The following is a 25,484-nucleotide window of genomic DNA, read 5'->3' on the forward strand; positions in this document are numbered from 1 at the left end:
GTGCCGGGGGTCTTGTGAGGAACCAGAACACTCGGATCCCCCCGCCGTTGTTAGGAGGTATATATGAGTACTACTACTTGTTCACTTAGCCTCCCAACCGGTTTAGCATTCAGCTCATGAGGGAATACCGCTCCGGGAGCGGCGTCGGATGGGGACTTCGACGGCATCGGATTACGGCATCTATTGCTTCGCTTGGCATCGCGGCGGCGGTACTGACCGGGGTGTTTTTTTCTGCACCGGCAACGGCAGACCAGACGCGCCACACCGTGGCTGTTGGTCTTACCGCTCCCTCAGGATCGGTTCAGGATCCTGCCGGCAGAATCTGGATATCTGATGCCAAGGCAGGTTTTTGTCGCGTCCTTGAAGCCTCGGGCAGTACGGCCGGCAGGATCGAGCACCCACTGACATCAACGGATCCGGCAGCAAAGACCTGCCTCGGAGGCAACTTGCCCGAGCGTGGAAAAGGGCCAGCGCTGGCAGGGAGTCCGGCTCTACTCGACCCAACACCCAAGTCCCCGGGAAGCGGAGATGAAATCGCGTTCATTCCGGACGCCGCCCCGGGTAGCGCCGAACTGATCCGCGCCAAGTGGAATCCAGCCACGGGCAAGTTCGAATACTTCAACCAGCTCACTGTATTCGACGGCGATCTGAGGCCGAATGCTGCGAGCGCGGGTCCGGACAACAACATTTACCTCTCGTTCGCGAGGGCGCGGTCGATTGTTAAGATCACCAGACCGGCCGGGAATCAACCAAGTATCGAATCGATTGCTTCGGTCAACTCAGCCGCCTTGGGTCTGTCCGCTGCTACTTTCAATAGCCAGGGAAGAGTCACCGTCTTTGTGGCCGAGACCACAGGACTGACTACTTTTACAGCTCCACCGGACGGAAGCCTTACTGACTACGTTCCCTTTGCCTCCTACAACGTTGGGAAGCCAGCGCGAGTCCATTTCGATAGTGCTACCAAGATGCTCTATACGGGAACTGCCGGAGGCACATCTGCGGCAAGCGCAGGCGGCGACACAGTTGCCCGTATCAATCTGCAGACGGGTGTCGTTGAATCACAATGGGCGTTGGGATTCAGCATGGTGGGCGGCCTCGGCATGAAAGCCGGGAAACTCCTGGTCATGGACGACTCCGGCCAGTTGGACGCGAGTAAGCCTGCAGGTCAGGGAAAGCTCTACCTCTTGTCAAATACGGCGGCCCAGATCCTCACAGGCCCCACCGCGGCAGATGGCACGCAGGCCGCAGACCCCGGGTTCACCAACGATCCGACACCAACCTTCACGGTAGGAACTGTTCCGGCAGGTAGCCAGATGGAATGCAGCCTAACGGCAGCAGGTCAGATTCCCGCGTGGCAGGATTGCACTTCCGGAAGCTACACCCCTTCGTCATCCCAGGCGGATGGCTCTTATTCCTTCGCTGTTCGTCCCATTCCTGGCATCGCCGCGACCCGTGAGTTCCGGATCGACACCGTTCCTCCTGCCATACCAGCCATTACCGCCCCAACCGCAGGCCAGGTCGTTACCGGCAATCCCATACTCGCCGCCACATTCGAAACTGGAAGTTCGCTGCGTTGCTCTGTGGATTCAACGGCGGACTCCAGCTTCCTGGCTTGTGCCTCAGGCCAGCCGTTCGCTTTGACGAAGGAGGGGCCAGCGACACTCCACGTGAAGGCTGTTGACGCGGCTGGGAACGTGAGCGCGGCCGCGACTGTCAATGTCACCGTCGACCTGACGCCCCCGGTTGTCACCATCACGGAGCCTGCCGAAGGGGCAACTGTCACGGATTCAATGTCCGTGCAGTTCTCGTCGACATCAGCTGACGTCGCAGCATTCAGGTGCAGTCTGGATGGCAGCGCTTTGTCAGCCTGCACTTCCCCCAAGGCGTATAGCGGCCTGGCGAACGGGCAGCACCAAGTTGATGTGGAGGTGTCGGACGTCGCGGGAAACAAGAGCCTAGCCACGCGTAAGTTCACAGTCCAGGCCGCTGACACCGTTCCGCCTCTGGTGACGGCCTCGCCGCAGGCTGGGACCTACGGACCCGGTACGACTATAACCCTGTCGGCGAACGAGCCTGCATCCATTTACTACACAACTGACGGATCCACACCCACGGCCGCCAGCACCCGTTATGCAGACCCCATTCTGCTCGGAACGTCAATGACGATCAAGTATCTGGGGGTCGACTCGGCATCGAACGTCTCTGGCGTGGGGCAGCAGACCTACGTGCTTGATGCGACGCCCCCTGAGGTGACGGTCTCGCCGGCCGCCGGTACCTACCCGTCCGGGCAGCAGATCACACTGACTGCCAATGAGGCCTCAACGATCTACTACACAACGAATGGTTCTACGCCGTCGACCGGCAGCACGAAGTACACCAGCCCTATTACCCTCACCGGCTCGATGACGCTCAAATACCTTGCGGTTGATGCCTCCAACAATGCGTCACTGGTAGGAACCCAGGCGTATACGGTTATTCCTCCCGTTTCCGGACTTTGGAAGGACTACAACAGCGACACCAAGGCGGATGTCATTGCCCGGGACAGCGGGGGTACCCTGTGGATCTATCCTGGCACTGGGTCAAGCGGTTTCCTTAACCGCATCTCCACCGGCACTGGCTGGAACGCCATGTCGGCCATAGTGCCGACTCCCGATTTCAACGGTGACGGCCGCAGTGACGTGCTGGCCCGGGACACCAGCGGAGTTTTGTGGCTGTACGGCGGCAACGGCGCAGGCGGTTGGCAGCCCAGGGTCAAGAACGGTGAAGGGTGGAATGGGATGTCCGTAATTCTCTCGCCCGGCGACTTTGACGGCAACGGCAAGGCAGACGTCCTGGCACGGGACGGTGGCGGTGCCCTTTGGCTTTATCCCGGAAACGGCTCTGGAGGTTTCCTGAACCGCATTCAAGTGGGTAACGGCTGGAACGTCATGACCTTCGTCTTTAGCCCGGGTGACTTTAATGGTGACGGCTTCAACGATGTACTGGCGCGGGAATCCGGAGGGAACCTCTATCTTTACGCGGGCAATGGAAGGGGTGGCTGGCTCGCCCGGCAACAAGTGGGCAACGGATGGAACGCCATGAGCGCCATCCTGGGCCCCGGCGACTTCAGCGGCGATGGAAAACCTGACGTTTTGGCACGCGATTCAGCTGGCCGGCTGTGGCTCTACCCCGGAAACGGTGCGGCGGGATGGTTGTCCAGGAGCCAAATCGGTTCAGGCTGGAATGGCTACCTGATCCCTTAGACGGCTATGGAATACGCGCGTTGACGCCTCTGAGTTTGAAGCATCCGCTGCCGGCTGCCGCTCGTATTTTCGTTCGGGTGTAGAAGCGATAACAGTGTCGCATCTTTCACAACGGTAACAGTAGAATCACTGGTTTCACTGGTAACTCCGGTGCTAGTGTGAGCGCATTAAGTCCCGATAACCCAGTTCAGTCTCTCCTTTGTGGAATTCACTGGAACTGCAACCCTGACGTTGCGCTTTGGGTAGCGCCTCATTGTCACCGGAGCCAATATGATGCGGAACCACTCGATCAGCCATCGTCCCCTTCTGCGGCTTCTGGGGACCGCCGCCTTGGCCGTGTCCCTTGCGGCAGGACCCGGACTGGCAGGAACTGCGCTCGCCGTCGTGCCCAGTCCGACACCAACAGCCACCCCGGCGTCCACGGCGGATCCCGGTCCTACGCCCTCTTCAGTCCCGTCGGCATCGGCGCCGGCCACAATCCCTCCGACACTGCCGAAGGAGCAGCCGGCAACGGCTGCCACACAGGCTGCTCCCATCTCAACACCCACGAAGGAATCGATGGCTGAAGCTGTCGGCGAGGGTGGAGCGGAGATGGGCCAACGCTCCGCCAGGGTGACCGCGTCCGATCCCTCTGGCTCCTCGAGGAAACTCAGCACCGAATCCCTGTCAACCGAAGGTACCTGGATGCCCACCTTTGGCGTCCAGGGACTGGACGTAAGCGGCCACCAGCCCAGCGTGGACTGGCAGCATCAGTGGAATATGGGCGCAAGGTTCGCCTACGTCAAAGCCACCGAAGGAAGCTACTTCACCAACGACTACTTCAACTCCCAGTATCAAGGATCGCGCAATGTCGGGATGATCCGTGGCGCCTACCATTTTGCCATCCCGAACGGTTCCTCGGCTTCAGACCAGGCCCGCTTCTTCGTGCAGAACGGCGGCGGATGGTCCCCAGACGGTTACACCATGCCTCCGGTACTCGACTTTGAGTTCAACCCCTATGCGGGCAGAACCATCAACGGGTTCTACTTCGGCAACACCTGCTATGACATGTCTCCAACACAGCTGGTCTCTTGGGTCCGCGAATTCGGCAGCACCATGCTGTCACTGACAGGCCGCCTGCCGGTTATCTACACCAACACAAACTGGTGGAAGCAGTGCCTCGGCGATCCTGCCGGTTTCGGCGACTACCCGTTATGGGTGGCAGCCTACCCGTCGGCGCCAACCAACAATGCCGGCGCCATTCCCTCAAGCTGGAGCACCTACAGCATCTGGCAATACAGCAGCACCGGGCCGTTCGCCGGCGATTCGAACGTCTGGAATGGCAGCATGACCCAACTGAGGGAATTCGCTGCCATAGGTGACTCCTGGCCAAGCGGACCGTCGATAAAGTCCGACGCGGACGTTCTCGCCGCTGACGCATCAGGCAACCTGTTGAACTATGTTTCGAATGGCGCAGGCGGCCTCCGTTCACCACGAACCATCGGCACGGGCTGGACTAATCTGAGGTCTGCCACGACCACCGACTGGGATGGCGACGGCATCCGCGACATCTTTTCGCAATGGAATAGCGGGGACCTCCTCGTCTACAAGGGGCTGGCCGCTGGAGGGTTTTCGTCTCCAATCCGGGTTGGCCAGGGCTTTCAAGAAAACGTCATCACTCTCGGCGCTTGGCGGACGACCGACTCCCGTCCCGGTGTCATGGCACGGAGACCCACGGGAGAACTTCTCTATTACCCGAGGTCGGGTGACGCGTTGCAGGCTGGAGTCGTTTCCGGGACTGGCTGGGGAAACATCAACATCACCATGCTGGACTTCGATGGCGACGGCAAGCAGGACATCCTGGCCCAGACCGGTGCCGGTGAAATGAAGCTCTATCGCTCAAACGGCGGCGGTGCGTTCATTGCCGAATCACGGGCTGTGGTGGGAACGGGGTGGAAGGCCATCACTGCGGTTTCGCTAAGTAGCGGCTTCACCGGAAATGGATCACGTGGCCTCGTCGTACGCCGCGACGGAGGAGCCCTGCAGTATTTTCCGTTCGGACAAGGGGCCTGGGGACAGGCTTCTACTATCGGCACCGGATGGAACCCCCTGCTGATCTTTGGCTCGGGTGACCAGACCGGACCTCTTCCATGGGCCACACCTGCCGACACAATGGGCATCACGGCTGAAGGAAAGCTGATGCTCTATCCTGCCGACGGCGGCGCGCTCATTTCCGGGCGGACGGCCGGCACCGGGTGGACAAACGTTCAAGCCATTTTCAGCACTGATTGGGACATGGACGGGAAACTGGACCTGTTGGCCCAATGGAAAAACGGCAACGTCACTCTGTATAAGGGACTGGCAGGAGGCGGATACTCAACACCTGTCGGACTGGCCACTGGCCTCCAGGACAAGACTCTGACAGTCGGCCCCTGGAACAGCAAGGATCGCAGGCCCGTCATAGTCGCAAAATCGGGAAACGGCGACCTTCTGCTGTATGCCCGCGGGAGCGCGGATGCCCTGAAGGCCGCAGTTCCCATTGGCTGGGGTTGGAGCGGGCTCGACATCACCATGTTCGACTTTGACGGCGACGGCAACCAAGACCTAATTGCCCGAAACTCCAACGGGCAACTGCTCCTCTACCGCACGGATGGAGCCTCCAACTTTCTGAACGAAAACCGGAGGCAAGTGGGCAGCGGTTGGGACGCTGTGGACGCCGCCACGTCAACTCTGGGGTTCAAGGGTGCGGGCACCGCCGGTCTCACCGTCAGATTCAAAAACGGCATACTCGCCTATTATCCTGTCGTCGGCGGCACGTGGCGGTCACCGGTCACAATCGGTTCCGGCTGGACGCCTTTGACTATTGCCGGATCTGCACGCTGGCCCTAACCTGAAGCGCTCCCTCCTCCCTGGCCGCCTCAATCCGGTCAGCTCCTGCCGGTAAGAGTGCCATTGAACCCAGGCCAGGGACAGCGGCCGGGGCACTAATTAGCCTGCGCAGCGTTCCTTCTGCTGTAGAATTGCACACCGGGTGAGTTCACTCAGGAGCCTTTGGCTCAAAGACATAAAACAACAGGAGGCTTCTTCAGTGATCTCTGCCCGGATGACCCGTTTCCGCGCGGCCCAAGGCAGATCCTGGTTTTTGCCGTCTTTCCTGGTCTTGCTCTTCTTGAGCTGGTCGTGGGCCTTCGCTTCGCCCATTGCTTCGGTCCCGGACGAGCCGGCCCATATCACCAAAGCTGCCGCCGTCGCCCGCGGCCAATTGGGTGGCATACAAATCGGCACCGATGGGCCGCTGCTGGCTGTCGACGTTCCGCGTTACATCCGATACGTAGACGCCATGTCCTGTTTCGCGAGGGACTTGACCAGCACGCCGACCTGTGCGCCGCCCCTCGACGGAGGACACGACGATACGGTCCAGGCGCTCACCACTGCGGGACTCTATAACCCCGTTTACTACGCAATAGTCGGATTGCCATCGCTGGCCACGTCAGGATTTCCTGGGGTCTATGTGATGCGTTTCGTCAGCGCCCTCTTGAGCTGTTTCTTTCTTGCAGCAGCATTTGGTGCGGTAAGCCAATTGCGTCGCAATAAGTGGGCACTTATCACGCTGTCGGCCGCGATTACCCCAATGATCCTATTTCTCAATGGATCGGTTAACCCGAATAGCCTCGAATATGCGACAACCGCTGCCATAGCTGCGAATCTGCTCCTGCTTCTGGAGAAGTCTTCATCGGGGAGGCTGCCAATTCTGCCAATAGCAGTCACCACGGCTGCCGCTTCGCTGCTTGCCAATACCAAGGCACTTTCCATGCTTTGGCTATTAATAGTTGTCGTAGCAGTGATGCTCACTGCAACAGCCGTCCAACTGAAACATTTGGTCAAGACCCCCGCAGTCCTCGCCGGTGCCGGAGTCATTGCTCTCGCGTGCGCGTTCGCTGTTCGATGGATCATCCGGCATGACAGCCTCAGCAGCAAACCATTTGAGGGCGCCGGTATGGAGCCAGCAGACGGCGCAGAAATAATGTTCGATAAAATTTTCAACCACATGATCGGATGGATCGGTCAATTCGGTTGGCTGGAACTCGACGCTCCCCTAGCCGTCCTTGCCCTGTGGATGGCGATCATTTTCGTTGTCACTCTCGCTGTCCTGTTGTATACCCGGGGACGCGCTCGGGTAGCCGCCCTGCTGTTGGCATTCAGTCTGATTGCGCTTCCCATAGTGCTTCAAGCCCAAATCATTTCCGAGCAGGGAATCATCTGGCAGGGGCGCTACATCCTGGCCATCTTCGTTCCGTTTATGCTATTCGCCGGTGTGGCAATGGACAGGTCGCTGACCGGCGCTATCCCGGCACCAGGCCGACAGGCCCTCAACACTCTTATCAACATCGCCATATTTGCGCAAATATTCACCTTTGTATGGGTGCTCCGCCGGTACACGACCGGCCTTTCACTCGACATTCGCTGGGCTGAAATGCTTGAAGCCCCCAAATGGCAACCGCCGCTTGGAATCGTCGCAGTGGTGCTTATTTTCTCCGCTACGTCGGTCATTGCCGCGGCGCTTCTCAAGCGCCACATTAATAGCGTGGATGACCTGCCAGTTGCAGGTAGCACCACTGAACCAGTCGCGGGTACTAGTGAGCCACTCGCGGGTAAACCTCACCCAGTCGCGGGTACCACGGAGCCAGTCCCCGAAACAAGACGGGGTCTGCGCGTATCACGCGGACAGGACGCCTAGACTATGCACAACCATCAACAGGACAGAACCGTTGCGCAGCCAAAGACGACCCACCCCGTGCGGCTGGCCATCAATCACAGTGCCTTCAGATACCTGTTTTTTGGCGGCCTGTCATTTCTTGTCGATTTTGGTCTGCTTGTTCTCTTCCGGGAAGTCTTCCAGTGGAACCTCGCGGTGGCCGCGGCCACCGCGTTTCTGCTCAGCTTCGCCTTCAGCTACACAGTACAAAAACTCTTTGCCTTTGATTCAGCCCACCGAACACACGTCAGCCTCGGCCGTTATACCCTCCTGGTAGGCGCCAACACGGTAGCAACCGTCATCATCGTGCAACTTTTGTCCCTTACCGGCCTGGGTTATGGCGGCGCAAAAGTGGTTTCCACTGCGGCGACCACTGTATGGAACTATTTCCTCTACAAGCATTGGGTATTCGGAGGCAAGCAGCCGTCGGGGGACCATGTCGAGGAAGACAATCGAAAGGATCCCATCAACAATGTATAACGGCGCCCGAATCGCTGCAGTCGTTCCTGCTTATAAAGAGGAGAGAATGATCGGGCAAGTCATTGAAACCATGCCCGACTATGTGGACCACATTGTCATCGTTGACGATTGCAGCCCGGATAACACTTCCCATGCAGTGCGTGCAATGGCAGACCCGCGGGTGGAGCTCATTCGTCACGACGTCAACCAGGGTGTTGGAGGTGCCATTATTACCGGTCACCGAAAAGCCATGGAGCTCGGCGCCGATGTAAACGTCGTCATGGCCGGCGATGCCCAGATGGACCCCGCCTACCTTCCGGATCTCCTGGAGAAGGTCGTGGACGACGGCTACGGATTCGCCAAGGCGAATCGGTTTTTTTCAGCAGGCTCTTTCTCAGGGATGCCCCGGTACCGTATTTTTGGCAACATCCTCCTGTCTTTCATGACCAAACTTGCCTCGGGTTACTGGCACCTTTTTGATCCGCAAAACGGTTATACAGCGGTGCGGACGGAGATTCTGCAACGTTTGCCGTTGGAGACCATTTCCAAGCGCTACAGCTTCGAGAACGACATGCTCCTGAACCTGAACATCCTGCAGGTTCCCGCCATCGATGTTCCCATCCCTGCGGTGTACGGCGAGGAAGTGTCCAGCATCAGGCTGAGCAAAGTTGTGCCGGAACTGCTGCATATGCTGGGGACCGGATTCTGGAAGCGGATTTGGTACCGGTATGTTCTGTGGTCCTTCTCCCCTGTTGCACTCATGCTCTTCCTGGGAATGGCTCTGTTTGGAGTGGGAGCCATCATCAGCATTTGGGTCTGCTTCCAGATTCTTTCCAGCACAGTGGCAACAGCGGCCACCGTGATGCTTGCCGCTTTGCCGTTGATGCTTGGAACTCAACTGCTGATTAGTGCACTGCAGCTCGACATACAAGCCAGCCCCTCTGCGCCAAGTCTCCCCCACATTCGAAAGCACGGCAGGACAAGCCGCTAAGCGAAAGGAGGCCCGGGCTGCAGCCCGGGCCTCCTTTTTTATGCTGTTCCCACTCGTTGACTGGGTGGAACTTGCCGCTTTCGCGACCAGCTACTTGGTGTTCTCCAGATAGCCTTTGAGCCTCGTAACGGCCAGTTCAGGACGGAAGCCGGCGTCGGTGATCTTGGTCAAGTCCAGCACGCTGTTCAAGGGCCGGGGTGCTGCCGTCTTTCCGCGGAAATATTCCGACGTAGAGACGCCGGTGACGCTGCCACGCGGGCGTCCCGAAAGTTCGAAAACGTCAGCCGCAATATCAGCCCATGACTGAGGCTCGCCGTCGTTCGTCAGGTTATAGGTACCAAATGGTGCCCCGACGTCCAAAAGGTGCTTGATTCCGGCTGCAAGATCTTCCGAGAAGGTGAGGCGGCCAATCTGGTCGTTGACGACGGCGGGTGAAACGCCCTTTTCTGCAAGGGACGCCATGGTGCGGACAAAGTTCGGCCCGTCACCTATGACCCAGCTGGTCCGGATGATGTAATGCCGGGGAACCACACTGACGGCGGCGTCCCCTGCAGCCTTGGTCTGTGCATAGACTCCCAGCGGAGTCGGGCCCTCGGTCTCATCATGTGACGGACGTAGACCGTCAAAGACGTAGTCGCTTGAGACCTGCACCATCACCAAACTGTTGGCAACTGCGACCTTTGCCAGTTCGGCAACGGCGGTAACGTTGAGGGCCCAGGCAGCCTGGCGGCCTTCTTCGGTCTCTGCGGCGTCAACTGCAGTGAACGCCGCAGCATTGATGATGGTGGAATACTTCCGCCAATTGCGGCTGCCAAACGAAGCAGGATCGAGGAGGTCAAAGGTGTTCCGGTCAGTAAACTCCACACTCGAATCACCCGCGTACGCCGTACGAAGGGCCTTCCCAAGCTGACCATCGGCCCCCAGCACGAGCGTCTTCTTGGGCGCCATTGGAGTGACATCTGCCAAGCGGGGGTGCGCCATGTCCTTGTCGGACACTTCCGCCTGCTCAAGCGGGATCGGCCATGCGATTCCCACAGTTTCGTCAGCGAGGTTCACGAAGGTGTACTCGGCATCGGCCGACCAATGGTCATTCACCAGGTACACGTACGACGTATTGTCCTCGAGCGTCTGGTAGGAGTTTGCGACGCCGCGGGGAATGAAGATCGCCCTTCCCGCATCGAGCTCGGCGGTAAAGACAGAGCCGAACGTCGGTCCTTCCCGCAGATCCACCCAGGCGCCGAAAATGCGGCCGGCCGCCACGGACACAAATTTGTCCCATGGTTCTGCGTGGATTCCCCGGGTGGTACCGGCTTTGTCGTTGTATGAGATGTTGTTCTGGACAGGGCTGAAGTCCGGCAACCCGAGCGCCATCATCTTCTCCCGCTGCCAGTTCTCCTTGAACCAGCCACGGTTATCACCGTGTACCGGGAGATCGAAAAGCATCATGCCGGGAATGGGTGTTTCCGTGGCTGCGAGCTTCTTCTGGAACTCCATGCCTATTGGCCCTGCACTTTGTATTTTGCTTCGGTCGCGGCCTTCTGCGGACGCCACCAGTCCTCGTTGTTCCGGTACCAGGCAATGGTGTCCTCGATGCCGGCGTCGAAATTGGAAAACTGCGGTTCCCAGCCAAGCTCATCCCGGAGCTTTGTGGAGTCAATCGCGTAGCGCAGGTCGTGGCCGGGACGGTCCACGACATGATCGTAGGCGTCAGTGGACTGACCCATGTGCTTGAGGATCAGTTCCACAACGTCCTTGTTGTTCTTTTCGCCGTCGGCTCCGATCAGGTAGGTCTCACCGATCTTGCCCTTGGCGATGATTGCCAGAACGGCGGACGAGTGGTCGTTGGCATGGATCCAGTCCCGGACGTTCTCCCCCTTGCCATACAGTTTCGGGCGGATGCCGTCGATCACGTTCGTGATTTGGCGCGGGATGAATTTCTCCACGTGCTGGTACGGGCCGTAGTTATTCGAGCAGTTGCTGATGGTTGCCTGCAGCCCGAAAGAACGCACCCAGGCACGGACCAGCAGGTCTGAGCCGGCCTTCGTGGATGAGTAGGGACTGGACGGGTTATACGGCGTGTTTTCCGTAAACCGTTCCGGGTCATCGAGCTCCAGGTCGCCGTAGACCTCGTCCGTAGAGATGTGATGAAAGCGCTTGTTGTGTTTGCGGGCCGCTTCAATAAGGGTGTAGGTGCCAATGATGTTCGTGTCCAGGAACGGACGCGGATCATGCAGGGAGTTGTCATTGTGCGATTCGGCGGCATAGTGAACAACGACGTCATGAGCTGCGACCAGCTCGTCCACGAGGGGCTGGTCGCAGATATCACCCTTGACGAACTGGAACCGCTCGGCCGGAAGGTTCGCCAGCGACTCCTGGTTGCCTGCGTACGTCATCTTGTCGAGGACTGTCACGTGGTTGTCCGTTGAGGACAGGACGTAGTGGACAAAATTGGAGCCAATGAAGCCGGCGCCGCCGGTTACTAAAAGTCGCTGCATAGTTTCAAAGGTTACCGGATTTGGATGATGCGCGAGTCAGCAGGAAAGATGTACTGTATGCGCGGAATCATTCTGGCCGGCGGTACCGGCTCACGGCTCCATCCGATTACCCTTGGCGTCAGCAAGCAACTGATGCCGGTCTTCGACAAGCCGATGATCTACTACCCGCTTTCCACCCTGATTCTGGCAGGCATCCGGGACATCCTCATTATCACTACGCCCCATGACGCCGAGCAGTTTCAGCGCCTGCTGGGAGACGGCTCGCAGTTCGGTATCAACCTGAGCTATCTCCAACAGCCGTCCCCGGACGGACTGGCCCAGGCATTCATCCTGGGAGCCGAGCACATTGGCAATGAGCCGGTGGCACTGGTCCTCGGCGACAACATCTTTTACGGGCAGGGCATGGGAACCCAGCTTCGCCGTTTTGAGGACATCGACGGCGGGGCGGTCTTCGGCTATTGGGTTGCGGACCCGAAGTCTTATGGTGTGGTCGAATTCGACGACACCGGCAAGGCCATCTCCCTGGAGGAGAAGCCCGAGAAACCCAAGAGCCACTACGCCGTCCCGGGACTGTACTTCTACGACAATGACGTCGTTGACATTGCGCGGAACCTGAAGCCATCCCCCCGTGGCGAGCTGGAGATCACGGACGTAAACCGGACGTATCTGGAAAAAGGAAAGCTTCAGGTTGAGATTCTTCCCCGCGGGACGGCCTGGCTGGACACGGGAACTTTCAACGACCTTAACGATGCATCCAATTTTGTCCGTACAACCGAGAACCGCCAGGGCCTGAAGATTGGGGCCCCCGAAGAGATCGCCTGGCGCTTGGGCTTCCTTAGCGACGACGATCTTCGGCGACGCGCTGAGCCTCTGCTCAAGAGTGGCTACGGAACCTACCTGCTGGGACTCCTGGAAAACGGTCGTTGAACCCAATGCGACTCGGCAACCGGCCGAATGTGTTCCTTATAGATCGAACCGGTGTCGACGAGCTTGCCGACGGCCGAGCGCAAAAATCCGGGCGAAGAACGTTCTGGTGGGTTTTCCTGCTGCTGATGGGACTCTCCACGGCATGGACTGTGGCCACGCCGCTGATGGGAGTTCCCGATGAACCTGCCCACGTCATCAAGGCAGCCTCCGTCGTCCGAGGCGAGCTGACTGGACGCGAAATGGCTGGCGGAGGCGGCTTCCACCTTGTGAAAGTCCCAGCCGGAATCGCCTACTACGACAGCTTTGGCTGCTTTGCACAGCAGAAGGAAATCACGCCTGCATGTGTCCCACCGTTTGATGGTGACATCAACGCTCTGGTCGATGCACGCACGTCTGCGGGCAACTACAATCCGATCTATTACACCGTGGTCGGACTCCCCTCGCTGGTGAACAGTGGCGCCGGCGCAGTTTATGGAATGCGGCTTATCAATGCCGTCTTGAGCTGCCTTTTCCTCTCCTTTGCCTTTTCGGCTCTCTCGAAAATGCGCCAACGCAAATGGGCCATGGTCGCCGCTGCTGTCTCTGTTACCCCGATGGTCCTCTTCCTCAACGGGGCCGTAAACCCAAACTCACTTGAATACGCCACGTCAGCCGCCCTGCTGGCAAATCTGGTTCTCCTCCTGGAGCGTTCCGCGGAACCGGACGCGTATCGGCGTTATGTTCCCTCTATAACGGCAGCTGCCTGTCTGTTGGCCAACACGAAAGGCTTGTCCCTTCTCTGGCTGGCACTCATGGTCATGACAGCTTGCATTCTGGGAACCTGGTCGCAAATAAGGGAGTTATGCCGCAACGCTTGGGTATGGTCAGGGACCGCAGCGATCAGTCTTGCATGTGCCTTCGCGCTCTACTGGCTTATCCGTCACGACAGCCTGGAAAGTAACCCCTTCGAAGCCGCCGGCTACTCCCCCTGGGCCGGCGCCGAGATAATGATGGACCGAACCTTTGACTACGCCACTGGCTATGTCGGCCAGTTCGGCTGGCTGGAAGTACCTGCCCCGCTGGGCGCTTTTGTACTCTGGCTAGGGCTTGCCGGGGCCCTGGTCATGGGTGCCGTCGTATTGTCCAAGGGACGCACGCGTGCCGCCACAGTCTTCCTGCTCACAGCACTTCTCCTGCTGCCGCCACTACTTCAGGCACAGGCCGTTGAGACGATTGGGATCGTTTGGCAGGGCCGCTACGTCCTCGCACTGTTCCTCCCGCTGCTGTTGGTTTGCGGAATAGCTTTGGATCGCACCAATCCCGGCTCTTTTTCCCAGCAGACAGCATCGATCCTGTACGCTGCCGCCGTGCTCGTTGCATTCTTCCAGTTATGGACGTTCCTCCACACGCTCCGACGCTATGTCACTGGATGGGCAGTGGACCGGCGCTGGAGTGAGATGATTACCAACCCATCCTGGCAGCCGCCAAGCGGCACCCTGCTGTGTGTTGCATTCTTCATACTCATGCTGGTCCTCGCCCTGTGGCTGATCCGGCGCGGTATCAACGCGGAACGCGGTCAGCCTCAGCTGACCGCGTAAATGTAGGCTGGTTTGCCCTGCCACTGCAGCTCGGAATCCAGGGTGAGGCACGGGGCTTCCAGCGGCTGTGACGCCACGATCCGGTCGAGGTTCGGCCAGGAGCCCTTGAGAACACAGGGATCAATCACCACTCCGACGGCGTCGAAATCGTTTGTCTGGAAGGTGGTGGGCTGCCCAGGCGCCCAGGCAAAGAAGATATAGCCGCCACCGCGGTTCCACTTGTCTGAGAAGGCCGAGCCGGGATCCAGCTTCTGCCATGCCTCCGCGTCAGGCCCTGAGCGCTGGAGTCCAGACAGCGAAGGCATGCCGTTAGCCAGGAGCAGGGTGCTCATGGAAGGGTTGTCAGCTGCCCACAGCTTTCCCCCCGCCTGCGCCGCTGGGACCTGTGCGGCCACGGTTTTGGCTGTCTCCGATGCACGCAGATCTCCCGTACCCGCTAGGAAAGGATTTGCGCGGGCAATTGGCAGCGCAGCGAAGAGGGCGCAGAACATCAAGGGCCAGGAACGCTGGGGATACTTTGTGATGACGGCAACAGTCATGCCCACCACGCCTGAGGCCAGAAAAATGAGCCCTGTGGATATATCCGGCAAATCCGTGGCCTTCAGGAGCCAGGCCGCGTATCCAGTCGGAAGGGCGCATGCGGCGCCGGACAGGAGAGGCACCCTCCACGAGGCAGGCGGAGACCATCTGCTGATCAACAGGCAAAGGAGTACGACGGCCAGCACTCCCACCACCTGGGTAGCCCGGGGAGGGGTCACCATGTTGAACAACGGAATCATCCGGGCGGCGGCACCCAGATCCAGGCTGATCCATAAGATCCACAGCGCCGACCAGGCTCCAAAGATCCATTCAGGCACATTGTCGCGGAATGTCGGCCGCCAACGTGCCGCAAGCAGCAGGACCAGGACCCATACAAAGAAGACTGTAAACGATGACGAGAGCTCGCTGGCGTTAATACCGACAGGCTCGCTGAACTGCAGCGGCCCGAGCGCCGGCGCGCCGAAGATGCGACCGAAAGGCTGGGGGTCTGCCCCCACCCGCCTTGAACCAGGATAGACAGTACCCAAGAGGGCTTGGAGACCCTCGCGGTTTTCCAGCAGCGTGCCCGCCCCGAAAACCAGCGCCGTTCCTCCCGTGACAAGCACCGATTTCAGGCGAGGTCCCCAGTCGCCGCGCTGAAGCAAAATCCACAGAGTGGAGGCGCCCAGAACCGGCAGTCCGAGCATCAGGGACCAGGGTGCATAGAACGAGGGAAGACCGGCGATCAAGATTCCGCCGACCAGGCCCATGGTGACCGGAAGGAGGCGCTGCCCGCGGCTGAACCTTTGGAAGGCGGCGATCATCAGCACGCTGCCACCGACCGTGTAGGCGATGAGTGCAACGGGCATCAAAGACCACCACGCGCTCGACGGAGACAAGACAATCAGGATTGCTGCCAACCACCCATACCGGCGGGAGCGTCCAAGCTGATGGAACCACGTAGGCAGCGCCAGCAGCAGGATCAAGGAAGGCAGCCACCAGTGCGCCGCGAAGAGCATGTTTTCAGGAAGGATCACGGAGGCGCGGAGCATAGTGGAATCGAAGAATACGAACTGCTCAAAAAAGCCGTCGGTCGGGAACCTATGGATCAGATCGGCTCGAGCGGCCAGTGGGCTCAGGCTCGGAGCGCCATGGGTAGCGAGGATGGAGATCACAATCGCTGAATAGGCATGGATCTCATCCGACCGGATGGGCCGTGAATTACCGAATTGCCAGCCCAGCGGGTTCGCCGGGTCCTGTCGGAGGTCTGCAATGCCAATCGACGATGTGGTGATCCCGAGGAGGACGAGGACGGCGAAGACCACAATAGTGATCACACGTGCAGCCCGGTCGTTGACGCAGACCCATTGCATAAAGCGGCTAGTGGTCCGGGCGAGGGGCTCGGGAAGTTTCCTATTCAACTTATTTCCTCCAGAGGCCACGGAAGCCTCCATGGCACCTGCCGCGCCGACCTTCACTTTATGCCGTCGTAGACCGGAGCCCGCTGCTCGGTCTCGTCGCGTGTAATCTCAGGCACCACAAGACCATCCGTCCGTCGCCTCCGTACCGCCACCAGGCTCCAGATGAGCATCCCCGTTACCGCTGCGCCCCAAAGAGGGATGCCGACCCGCCAGCCCGGAGGTTCGAAGCTGATGGTGATCAACTTTCCCTGGGCATCCGAAGGAATTGATAAACCAAGGAGGTACCCGCCGATCGGGCGCTGCGTCAAGCTGGCGCCCTCCACGCTGTATCCCGGCCAGGGAAGCCTGCTCAGAGCCGCACGGCCGCCATCTGCCGGTACCTCTTCGACCTTCAGCACTACCTTGGTGTCGTCCCTGGAGACTTCACTAAGGCGGGTTCCCGAGTCGGTCCATGTCACGCCTCCGGCAGGACCCAGCGGCACATCGCGGCTCCACAGTACTGTCTCTTCAGTCTCGGCTGCGACGTGCCAGCCTTCCGGAACCGCTGGGATCTCCACTTCCTCGTCGCGGGACACGTAGTTATTCGATGCCATGGGCACCTGGGGCTTGTTGAAGGATTCCTTCAGGATCTGAATGTTATCGATCTGCAGTTCGTCAACCAGCAACAATCCGGTCTGGACGCGGCGATCAAAAAGCTTGTCCGCAAGTTCAGGACAGGTTCCTCCCAGATATCGGAGGCAAAGAAGCTGATTCAGCCTGGAGAATCCGACCAACTGGTAGCGATTCACCACGCTGGCGTCGCTCAAATACCAAGCGTTCGCCATGAGCGTCTGTTCCCAGGTCTTCTTCTCCTGGGGGTAATCCAAAGGGTCACCAACAACAATCACGTCGTTCTTCACACCTTGAAGGACGCCCTTGTAGGTAGAGACATCTTCAGGCTGGTTTGCGATCGACAGGCCGCTTCGAGCCGACGTCCGATGCTGGAGAAGGGTGGTCGCCGTCGTCGCGAGCAGCACACCGATGGCGAGCAGGGACAGTGCCCTCAGCCCAAACCTGTTCCAGCGATGGCCCTTCACTTCCGGATGGTTCAGGAGCCACCACATGGCCACCAGCGCTGCGGCGACAAGAGCGGCACACACCGTGATGGTAAGGAACCGGGCAGGAACCTGGGCCCATGCGAGATACGCAGCAACGCCAACGAGGCCCAGTGCCACGTAGAGCGAGGGACGGCTGATCGACGGCCGCCTGGCGCGCGCCAGTGCGATAACGACAAACAGAACTGCGGCCAGCGCGACGTACGGCATAAAGCGGGCCGGATACCGCAACGGGCCGATCGTCGTCGGCAGCAGGACAAAGGCGGCAGACGCAGCCAGGAAGAAAAACAGGTCCCGCAGCTCAGCCGACAGTCTCGTGAAGACACTCCAGCTGACGAAGGCAATGGCGGGCAGGAACCACGCGATGTAGGCGGCCGGGCTCGTTGACGCCGTTCCCGACCACCACCAGGAGAGAAGCTGCGGATAGGCGGTGGCAATCGGGGCCATGAGCAAGCTCGTGAAATCGATGCTCATGTAGTCGTCGTTCCAGATGCCCGTGGTTCCGCGCGTGGTAACGGCCGCTGTCAGGACACCGGGAAGGAAGACGACGACGGCGACGAACCCGATGGAAAGGCCTGTGATCGCGATCCTCGCTGCAGGCCGCCAGGCCCTGCGGATCAAGGTCTCAATACCAACTGCCAGGAGGATGAAGCCGATGGCGACGGTTCCTGCCACATACCCGACGGTGACAATCAAGTACCCCGTGATAAAGGCCCAAAAGGGGTTTCGTTTGCCTGCCATGAGCTTGCGCAGCTCAGCCCAGAAGAAGGGGAATATTGCCCAGACAAGCGCGCCCGTGACCCACGAGGGTGCATCAAAGTACATCGTAAAGCCGTTCAGCGGAACGGCGATCCCTGCAATGAACGCCCATTCCGGCGCGACAGCATAGCTCCGGGCAAGGACGAAGGTGCCAACGCCGGCAACAACCAGCATGGCTACCTTCAAAACAGTCGTGAGGATAATGGCATTGGGGCTTATGTACGCGAGCACACCGAACAACATGACCAAGGGGTTCCAGGTACCCCATTGACCCTCGGCAATATAGTTGCCGCTGGTCCAAACTGAAGGATTTAGAACAGGAACCTTCCCTTGGAACAGACTCTCGCCAAGGTGGTACCACACTCCATATGCGCCGTTTTCGGTATCATCCTGGAAGTAATACCGGCCGTAGAAGATGAGCGGGATCAGGCTCAGCACCAAAACCGATCCGGCGGTCAGCAGTAGCCAGTTCCTGTTGAGTGACGAGGACGATGGGACAGGCTGCAATTCACGTTCCGTTCAGTTGACATGCGTCCAGCGCAGGACGGTGCGCGAGGGACAGATTCATAATACCTGAGCGACTTTCTGGCGACTTAAAGCGCCACCCATGGGTGGACCCTCTCTGCCCCATCAAAGGGTTGCTGCGCCAACAATACTGGTCGGAGCCGGTAGAATCTTCTGACATGACACTGGCTCAACCCGAGACAAGCTCGACGCCCCACCGCATTTCTGTCGTCATACCCGTCTACCAGGGTGAGAAGACGCTTGTTGGCGTGGTCAACGAGCTCCTCCCTTATCGGCAAACGTCCATGAGCGCGGGTGGCCACAATTTTGTCGTCTCGGAAGTGCTCCTGGTCTTCGACCATGGCCCAGACAACTCCGCTGCGGTGATCCGGTCGTTGACGCAATCCATCGATATCGTCCGCGGTGTCTGGTTGAGCCGAAACTTTGGACAGCACGCGGCCACGCTCGCTGGGATGGCTTCCGCCGGGGGCGACTGGATTGTCACCATGGACGAGGACGGGCAACATGACCCCGCCGCCATTGGAGATATGTTGGATACGGCTATGGCGCAGAATGCGTCCGTTACCTATGCAATGCCCAGCAACCCGGCACCGCACGGCTTCCTGCGGAACATGGCGTCCAAGAGTGCGAAACGTGCCGTGAGATTCGTCCTGTCCAGCGACGACGCGACCAGCTACCAGAGCTTCAGGCTGGTGACAGGCGAAGTAGCCCGTTCAGTGGCAGCCTACGCCGGCCATGGCGTCTACCTCGACGTCGCGATGGGCTGGATCGCTGACAGAACCGCCACCTGCCCCGTTGTGCTCCGCGAAGAAGGTGACCGCCGGTCCGGCTACGGGCTCCGTTCACTCCTCTCCCATTTCTGGCGGATGGTGATCTCCAGCGGCACCCGCGCCCTTCGAATGGTCAGCCTTATCGGCGCTGTTTTTGCTCTGGCGGGAATCGGTTTGGCCATTTACTTCGTTATCGCGTACTTGACCGGTCATGGAGCGGGGCAGCAGGGCTGGACGTCGACGATGGTGGTACTTCTTGTCAGTACGGGCGCCATACTTTTCGCCCTGGGGGTGATAGCGGAGTACGTGGGGGTCAACGTCAACATGGCAATGGGCAAGCCGGCCTACCTCATTGTGAGTGACCCTGCGCTGGGGCCCTTAGGTAAGAGTCCACAGAAGGCGCCTGTCCAGTCGCCCGCCGGCCCGGTGGCTGATGCAGGTTAGGCCTACCTGGGTCATCGGCGCCGGTGGCCTCCTCGGGCGGGCAGTCGTGCGAGAACTCGAGTCCCGCCACATCCCTGTTTTGACAAGCAAGATTCAGTGGAACGATCCGGAAGTCGCCATCAAGGAGTTCAGGCGCAGTGCTGAGCGGCTGCGTGACGCAGCCGATTCCGGCCCGTGGACCATTGCCTGGTGTGCGGGCGCTGGCGTCACCGGGACTTCCCAGGATGCTTTGGACGAGGAACTGTCCCTGCTCACCCAAGCGCTGGCAGCTTTCGAAGAGATCCTGTGCAACGACGGCGGGCAGATGGGGGCGCTCTTCCTCGCTTCTTCGGCCGGCGGGGTGTATGCCGGCTCAAGCACGCCTCCATTCACCGAGGAAAGTCCGGTGCAGCCCTTGGCGCCGTACGGTTTTGCCAAGCTCCGTGCTGAGGCAGCTGTCACGGAGTTTGCCACGAGGACAGGGGTTCGAAGCCTCATTGGCAGGGTGAGCAACCTGTATGGGCCGGGGCAGAACCTCCAAAAACCCCAAGGCCTCATTTCCGTGTTCGCCAAGGCTCACCTCACGGGCGCGCCTGTTTCCGTCTACGTCTCCCTGGATACCTTGCGGGATTACCTGTTCGTGGATGACGCCAGCCGGCTTGTCACCGATGCACTTAGCCGGCTCGTCCACCCGGATGTCCTGCCGGGCGAGACTGTGGTGAAGATCCTCGCTTCGCAGAGGGCGGACACCATTGGCAACCTCATTGGAGCCTGCCGAGCCATCTTCAAGCGCCGGCCGTTGATCATCCTCGGCGCCTCCCCGTTTGCGAAGGCCCAGGCCCACGATCTCCGGCTGCGCTCCGTTGTGTGGCCTGAGCTTGACGAGCACCCCGTGACTCCCTTGGCTGTGGGCATCAACAACACGGTGCAGGAAGTCCAGAGGCTGGCTTTGTCAGGTCAGCTCTGAGTTGGTTGAACGCGGCCAGGTTCGCCCGCCAGTTGCCCCTCGTTGTTATGCGCCTGCACCACTTCGGTAGTCTAGGGTGTGTGTTTGCCGGTTATCGGCCCTAAGTTCGGAGAATATGTGGCTTCCACCCAACAACCCGATTCCCCAGCGGAAGCTGTTAAGGGTATCCATAACGGTCCGCCTGGTCCCCTCCTGAAAATCATTAAGGACCAGCGCGTCGCTTTCCTGTTGGTGGGTGGCATCAACACTGCATTCAGCACCGCATTGTTTGTAGCGATCGCATGGATCTACCCGGAGCTTCCGTCGCCGGTTGTCCTCAGCATTGCGTTCGTCATTTCACTTGTGGCGGTGTTTTTTGTCTACCGGAAGCTTGTCTTCCGCGTGAAGGGCCACTTCTGGCTGGACCTCGGCCGTTTCACCCTGGTCAATCTGACGATGTTCTTCGTCAACATGGTGCTGCTCTTTGCAGCACATGAAGTTCTTGGCTATCCGAAAATACCAGCCCAGATCACGATCACCTGCGTGACGGTTGTCATCAACTACTTCGGCCACAAGTATTTCTCCTTCCGCCGGCGCCCTGAAGCCGCATCGCCCACCACTGCCACCGAGGAAAGTGCCCCATGAGTCCAAAAGTCTCTATCGTCATTCCTGCCTACAACAACGTCCAGTACATCGAAGAGACTCTGCAGTCCGTACTCAACCAGACCTTCGACGACTACGAGGTGGTGATCGCTGACCACTCCTCGATCGATGGCACGGCTGAAGTCATCGCCCGGTATGCAGATCATCCCAAGGTCCGGTTTTTGAGCCCGACACCAACAGGCGGCGGGGCTCAAGCCAACTGGAACCGCGTCAGCCAGGAGGCTAAGGGGGAATACCTCAAGCTTGTTTGCGGCGACGACCTGATCGTCCCCGAGGCGCTCGAACTGCAGGTAAAGGCCTTGGAAGACAACCCGGGTGCTGTTATCGTCTCCTCACGCCGAGACCTGGTGGACGCTAACGGAGGGATCTTCCTAAAGGGCCGGGGACTGCAAGGCGTTCAGGGCCGCGTCAGCGGTCGCGAGGCCATCCGGGCTACGGTGCGGGCAGGTTCCAACATCTTCGGCGAGCCGGCGTGCTCCCTGTTCAAGCGGGAGCTTCTGGCTGCGGAAGGCTGGTGGGATAACACCCATCCGTATCTCATCGATGAAGCCACCCTGGTGCGCATTTGCCGCCACGGCGACTTTGTAGCGCTGCGGGAAACCCTGGCGTCCTTCCGGATTAGCGCCAGCCAATGGAGCGTCCGCCTCGCCCGCCAACAGTCCGACCAGGCCATTGCTTTCCATAACCAGCTTCGGAAGGACGACCCGTCGCTGCTGAGCCGGGTGGACGTCCTTGTGGGCAATGGCAAGGCAATTGCCATGTCATACGCCCGGCGCCTCGCTTACCTGCGGCTGAACCGGCGCATGGGTCATCAGCACGCCGTTCAGAGCACGGTCTGAGGACAGCCAGACTTCCTGGCGCTGGTGGGCCCGGGGGGCGATTTTCCAGCCCGGACCGGGTCTCCCAGCCAGGTCCCGGTTAGGGAACAGCCTTCACTGTTTCACTCTCATACCAACGTCCTGACCCACCGCAGTTGGGCCGGCCGCTCCTTCGGAGCTGACCGGCTCGGTGGTGCGCCTCCGGCGGCGGCGCAGCATCAGTTCCGCCACAGTCCACGCCCCGGCCACGCCGACGGCCAGGATAATGCTGCCCACAACCACCGGCCAGCCCGGGGGTTCAAAGCTTATGGTGAGGGTTTTTCCGACAGAGCCCGCGGGAATGTCGACGGCGAGAAGGTACCCGCGCAGGGGTGCTGAGACAGTTGCCCCCTCGGCTTTGTATCCGGGCCACGCCAGCCGGCTGAGTACGGCCTTGACCGCCGAATCTTCCATCCCGTCCACGCGGATCCGAACCTCGCGGCTGGTTTCCGAGACCAGGGAAATGGTGGTCCCCTCTGAGGTCCAGACGGGCTGGCCGGTATTCAGCAGCGGTTTGTCCCGGACCCAGACCACCGAGTCGGTGCTGCGGTCGGCTTCATGCCAGCCGTTTGGAGGTGCGCCGCCAAAGCGATCTCCGGACGGGGCCTCTGGATCGCGAAGTAGCTGGATGGTGTCGATGGACAGCAGATCCGCCAGAACCTTACCCGTGGCAGTGTCCGTCTCAAAGAGCTTCCCGGCGGCCGCCGGGCAGGTCCAGCCGTGGCTTGAGATGCACAGATCCTCAGCGTATTTGGCGAACATGATCGGCGTGTAGAGGTTCTGGACTTCGGCGGAGTTCAAATACCACGCGTTAGAGGCCAGTGTTTCCTCCCAGATCTGTGGTCCCAATTTAGTGGGATCGCCCACGATGAAGGTGCCACCTTGTGCTTCCGGGAGCTGAGAGGAGTAGCTTGCCGGGGTGTCCGGCATCCTGTAGTCAGGCAGCGGCGACGATTTAAAGGCCACGTGCTGTCCCCCGGCAATGGCCATGCTCAGCAGTACCACTCCCCCGGCCAAAACCACTGGCCCTTTGAGCCGGGGCCACCGATGTGGAGCGTACAGGAAAAAGAGGAGTCCGGCGATACCCCCGATTGCCAGCAGCCCGAAGATGGCCGCCACGCGGAAGGACGGGAACTGGCTCCAGCCGAGGTAGAGTCCGGCGAGCACCGTCGCCGCAGTGACGATCACGCGTCCACGGCTGAGCACGGGCACCCTGAAGCGTGAGACCAGCACCGACAGTGTCAGCAGGACAGCCAGGGCAACGTAGGGCATGACCCTGATCGGAAATCGAAGAGGCCCCAGATCGCTGGGGGCCAACGTCAAGGCCAACGACATTAGTCCAAGAAACCAGAGTCCTGAAAGCTCCCTGCCTGCCCGCTTCACCCTGTGGTAGTCCACTATCGAGAGGATCGGGAGAAACCACGCCACGTACAGCAGGGGTACCGTTGCAAACCCGCCCCACCATCCAGTGACTTGAGGCAGGGTGCCGGGGACCCAGGCAGTGAACAGACCGGTGAGGTCGGGCGTCAGGAACCCACTGTTCACAATTCCCCCGGTGCGGGCTGTCACCGGCGCGGTGAGGACCCCCGGGAGGTACACCGCCAACGCGATGAGCCCGCACACCAGGCCGGCGAGGAGCAGGCGGAAGGCTCCCCTGCGGCTTCCTTGCAGTGATGCCTCCACCAGCAGACCCATAAAGACGATGGCGAGCATGATCGTACCGTGAACGTAGCCAATGGTTATCAGCACGTAGGCCGAAGCCAGTGCAAGCAGAGGATTGCCCTCCTTGAATGCCATCCGGCGCAGCCCGTACCAGGTGAGGGGCAAAAGGCTGAACACCATGAGCCCGGTGACCCAGGAGGCTGCGTCGATGTACACGGTGAATCCGGTCAGCGTCACCGCAACCCCGGCGATGGCCGCCCACTCAGGCCTGGCCTTGTAGCTCCTTGCCAGCAGGAAGGTGCCGGCAGCAAGGAGGCAGAGAAAGGCGATCTTGAGGATTGTTGAAAAGACAACAATATTGGCCGAGCGGCTCGCCAACCAACCGATCAGAAGAATAAGGGGATTCCAGATCCCCCACTGGCCTTCAGCAGCGTAATTTCCTGCCCCCCAGGCACTGTCGCTGAAGACAGGCCACTCTCCCGCACTGAGTTTGGTGCCAATTTCGAACCAGATACCGAAGGCCCCGGCCTGGGTATCGTCATAGTAGTAGAACCTGTTGTTGGTGATGAGCGGAATCAGGGACCCAACGAGGGCGGCAACCACTGTCCCAATCAGCCACGTGACGTCGCTGCGGGGACGCAAAGCACTCACAAACTATCCTCGGATTCCGTTTGCGCGGAACGCCGCCTCAGTTCTGCCACAACGGAATGCACCTCGCCATCCATGATCACCTCGCCGTGTTCCAGAAGTACGCCGCGTTCACAGACTGTGGCAACCAAATCCAGGTCATGGCTCACAACAAACAGGGTCTTTCCCAGTTCTGAGAGCTCCTTGATCTTGGCAATGCACTTGCGCTGGAAAGGTTCGTCTCCCACCGCAAGGATTTCATCGATCAGGAACACTTCCGGATCCGTGTGTACGGCGATGGAGAACGCGAGCCGGAGGTACATGCCCGACGAATAGAACTTCACTTCCGTGTCGATGAACTCTCCAATTTCGGAGAATTCGACAATGGAATCAAACATCTCGTCGATCTGTTTCTCGGTCATCCCCAGGATGGCTCCGTTGAGGTACACATTGTCCCGGCCGCTGAGGTCATGATGGAACCCTGCGCCCACTTCGATCAGGCCGGCTACACGGCCCCGCGTGCGGACCGTTCCGCCGTCGGGCTGCAGAACTCCGGATATCAGCTTCAGCAGCGTCGATTTCCCCGAGCCGTTGAGCCCCATGAGAGCAACTGTCTCGCCCTGTCTGACTTCGAGGGAGACGTGGTTAAGTGCCAGGAACTTTTTCGACAGATCACCCTTGCGGCCCTTGACCAGCCAGACCAGGGCTTCCTTGAGGGAACGGGTGTGTCGCAGGACGAACTGCTTCCGCAGGTCGATGCAGCTGATGGCTACATGGCCATGCTTCGTCATG

At 59.8% G+C, this 25,484-nt stretch carries 17 protein-coding genes; 11 read left to right on the forward strand and 6 right to left on the reverse strand.

Annotated elements, in window-relative coordinates; all coding sequences use genetic code 11:
• The first annotated feature begins 116 nt into the window (after nucleotides 1-116).
• The 5 genes from M1E17_RS15680 to M1E17_RS15700 all read left to right on the forward strand — a co-directional run bounded on the left by M1E17_RS15680 (nucleotide 117) and on the right by M1E17_RS15700 (nucleotide 9,427).
• Nucleotides 117-3,242, forward strand: coding sequence for a chitobiase/beta-hexosaminidase C-terminal domain-containing protein (locus M1E17_RS15680; RefSeq protein WP_457962895.1), 3,126 nt, complete (start codon nucleotides 117-119; stop codon nucleotides 3,240-3,242).
• Nucleotides 3,243-3,800: 558 nt separating this feature from the next.
• A complete protein-coding gene (locus tag M1E17_RS15685) occupies nucleotides 3,801-6,110 on the forward strand; it encodes a GH25 family lysozyme (protein WP_457962896.1) in 2,310 nt (769 codons plus the stop codon).
• A gap of 199 nt (nucleotides 6,111-6,309) precedes the next feature.
• Nucleotides 6,310-7,959, forward strand: a complete 1,650-nt coding sequence (locus M1E17_RS15690) for a DUF2142 domain-containing protein (RefSeq protein ID WP_457962897.1) — start codon at nucleotides 6,310-6,312, stop codon at nucleotides 7,957-7,959.
• A gap of 3 nt (nucleotides 7,960-7,962) precedes the next feature.
• A complete protein-coding gene (locus M1E17_RS15695) occupies nucleotides 7,963-8,457 on the forward strand; it encodes a GtrA family protein (protein WP_457962898.1) in 495 nt (164 codons plus the stop codon).
• 46 nt (nucleotides 8,458-8,503) lie between these two features.
• Nucleotides 8,504-9,427 (forward strand): glycosyltransferase family 2 protein, encoded by a 924-nt coding sequence (locus M1E17_RS15700; protein ID WP_457962899.1) that lies wholly within the window; start codon nucleotides 8,504-8,506, stop codon nucleotides 9,425-9,427.
• A 90-nt stretch (nucleotides 9,428-9,517) separates the two neighbouring features.
• Here M1E17_RS15700 and M1E17_RS15705 read toward each other — a convergent pair whose 3' ends face one another.
• Nucleotides 9,518-10,927: a sugar nucleotide-binding protein gene (locus M1E17_RS15705; protein WP_457967784.1), complete on the reverse strand. Its 1,410-nt coding sequence runs from the start codon at nucleotides 10,925-10,927 to the stop codon at nucleotides 9,518-9,520.
• On the reverse strand, nucleotides 10,924-11,922 hold the full coding sequence (rfbB, locus tag M1E17_RS15710) for a dTDP-glucose 4,6-dehydratase (protein WP_457962900.1): 999 nt from the start codon (nucleotides 11,920-11,922) through the stop codon (nucleotides 10,924-10,926). Before rfbB ends, M1E17_RS15705 begins: the two co-directional genes overlap by 4 nt.
• Nucleotides 11,923-11,979: 57 nt before the next feature.
• On the opposite strand from rfbB, the gene rfbA reads away from it, so the two are divergent.
• Both rfbA and M1E17_RS15720 read left to right on the forward strand, forming a co-directional pair.
• Nucleotides 11,980-12,849 (forward strand): glucose-1-phosphate thymidylyltransferase RfbA, encoded by an 870-nt coding sequence (gene rfbA, locus M1E17_RS15715; protein WP_457962901.1) that lies wholly within the window; start codon nucleotides 11,980-11,982, stop codon nucleotides 12,847-12,849.
• A 29-nt stretch (nucleotides 12,850-12,878) separates the two neighbouring features.
• Entirely contained in the window at nucleotides 12,879-14,426 is a 1,548-nt protein-coding gene (locus M1E17_RS15720; RefSeq protein ID WP_457962902.1) for a DUF2142 domain-containing protein, read from the forward strand.
• Here the strand turns inward: M1E17_RS15720 and M1E17_RS15725 are convergent.
• Both M1E17_RS15725 and M1E17_RS15730 read right to left on the reverse strand, forming a co-directional pair.
• Nucleotides 14,411-16,366, reverse strand: coding sequence for a DUF7657 domain-containing protein (locus M1E17_RS15725; protein WP_457962903.1), 1,956 nt, complete (start codon nucleotides 16,364-16,366; stop codon nucleotides 14,411-14,413). The two genes, M1E17_RS15720 and M1E17_RS15725, sit on opposite strands and share 16 nt — an antisense overlap.
• Nucleotides 16,367-16,419: 53 nt before the next feature.
• The gene (locus tag M1E17_RS15730; protein ID WP_457962904.1) at nucleotides 16,420-18,726 is read right to left on the reverse strand and encodes a hypothetical protein; all 2,307 of its coding nucleotides are present in this window, start codon (nucleotides 18,724-18,726) and stop codon (nucleotides 16,420-16,422) included.
• A 176-nt stretch (nucleotides 18,727-18,902) separates the two neighbouring features.
• Here M1E17_RS15730 and M1E17_RS15735 point away from each other — a divergent pair, with 176 nt between their 5' ends.
• From M1E17_RS15735 to M1E17_RS15750, 4 genes are all read left to right on the forward strand, one after another.
• Entirely contained in the window at nucleotides 18,903-19,958 is a 1,056-nt protein-coding gene (locus M1E17_RS15735; protein ID WP_457962905.1) for a glycosyltransferase, read from the forward strand.
• On the forward strand, nucleotides 19,948-20,904 hold the full coding sequence (locus M1E17_RS15740; RefSeq protein WP_457962906.1) for an NAD-dependent epimerase/dehydratase family protein: 957 nt from the start codon (nucleotides 19,948-19,950) through the stop codon (nucleotides 20,902-20,904). Before M1E17_RS15735 ends, M1E17_RS15740 begins: the two co-directional genes overlap by 11 nt.
• 117 nt (nucleotides 20,905-21,021) lie before the next feature.
• A complete protein-coding gene (locus M1E17_RS15745) occupies nucleotides 21,022-21,528 on the forward strand; it encodes a GtrA family protein (protein ID WP_457962907.1) in 507 nt (168 codons plus the stop codon).
• Nucleotides 21,525-22,385: a glycosyltransferase family 2 protein gene (locus M1E17_RS15750; protein WP_457962908.1), complete on the forward strand. Its 861-nt coding sequence runs from the start codon at nucleotides 21,525-21,527 to the stop codon at nucleotides 22,383-22,385. The genes M1E17_RS15745 and M1E17_RS15750 overlap by 4 nt, the downstream gene beginning before the upstream one ends.
• Nucleotides 22,386-22,478: 93 nt before the next feature.
• Here the strand turns inward: M1E17_RS15750 and M1E17_RS15755 are convergent, their stop codons facing one another.
• Both M1E17_RS15755 and M1E17_RS15760 read right to left on the reverse strand, forming a co-directional pair.
• On the reverse strand, nucleotides 22,479-24,716 hold the full coding sequence (locus tag M1E17_RS15755) for a hypothetical protein (protein WP_457962909.1): 2,238 nt from the start codon (nucleotides 24,714-24,716) through the stop codon (nucleotides 22,479-22,481).
• On the reverse strand, nucleotides 24,713-25,483 hold the full coding sequence (locus M1E17_RS15760) for an ABC transporter ATP-binding protein (protein WP_457962910.1): 771 nt from the start codon (nucleotides 25,481-25,483) through the stop codon (nucleotides 24,713-24,715). The genes M1E17_RS15755 and M1E17_RS15760 overlap by 4 nt, the downstream gene beginning before the upstream one ends.
• Between the last annotated feature and the right edge of the window lies 1 nt (nucleotide 25,484).

This window comes from Arthrobacter sp. D1-29, from assembly GCF_054130585.1.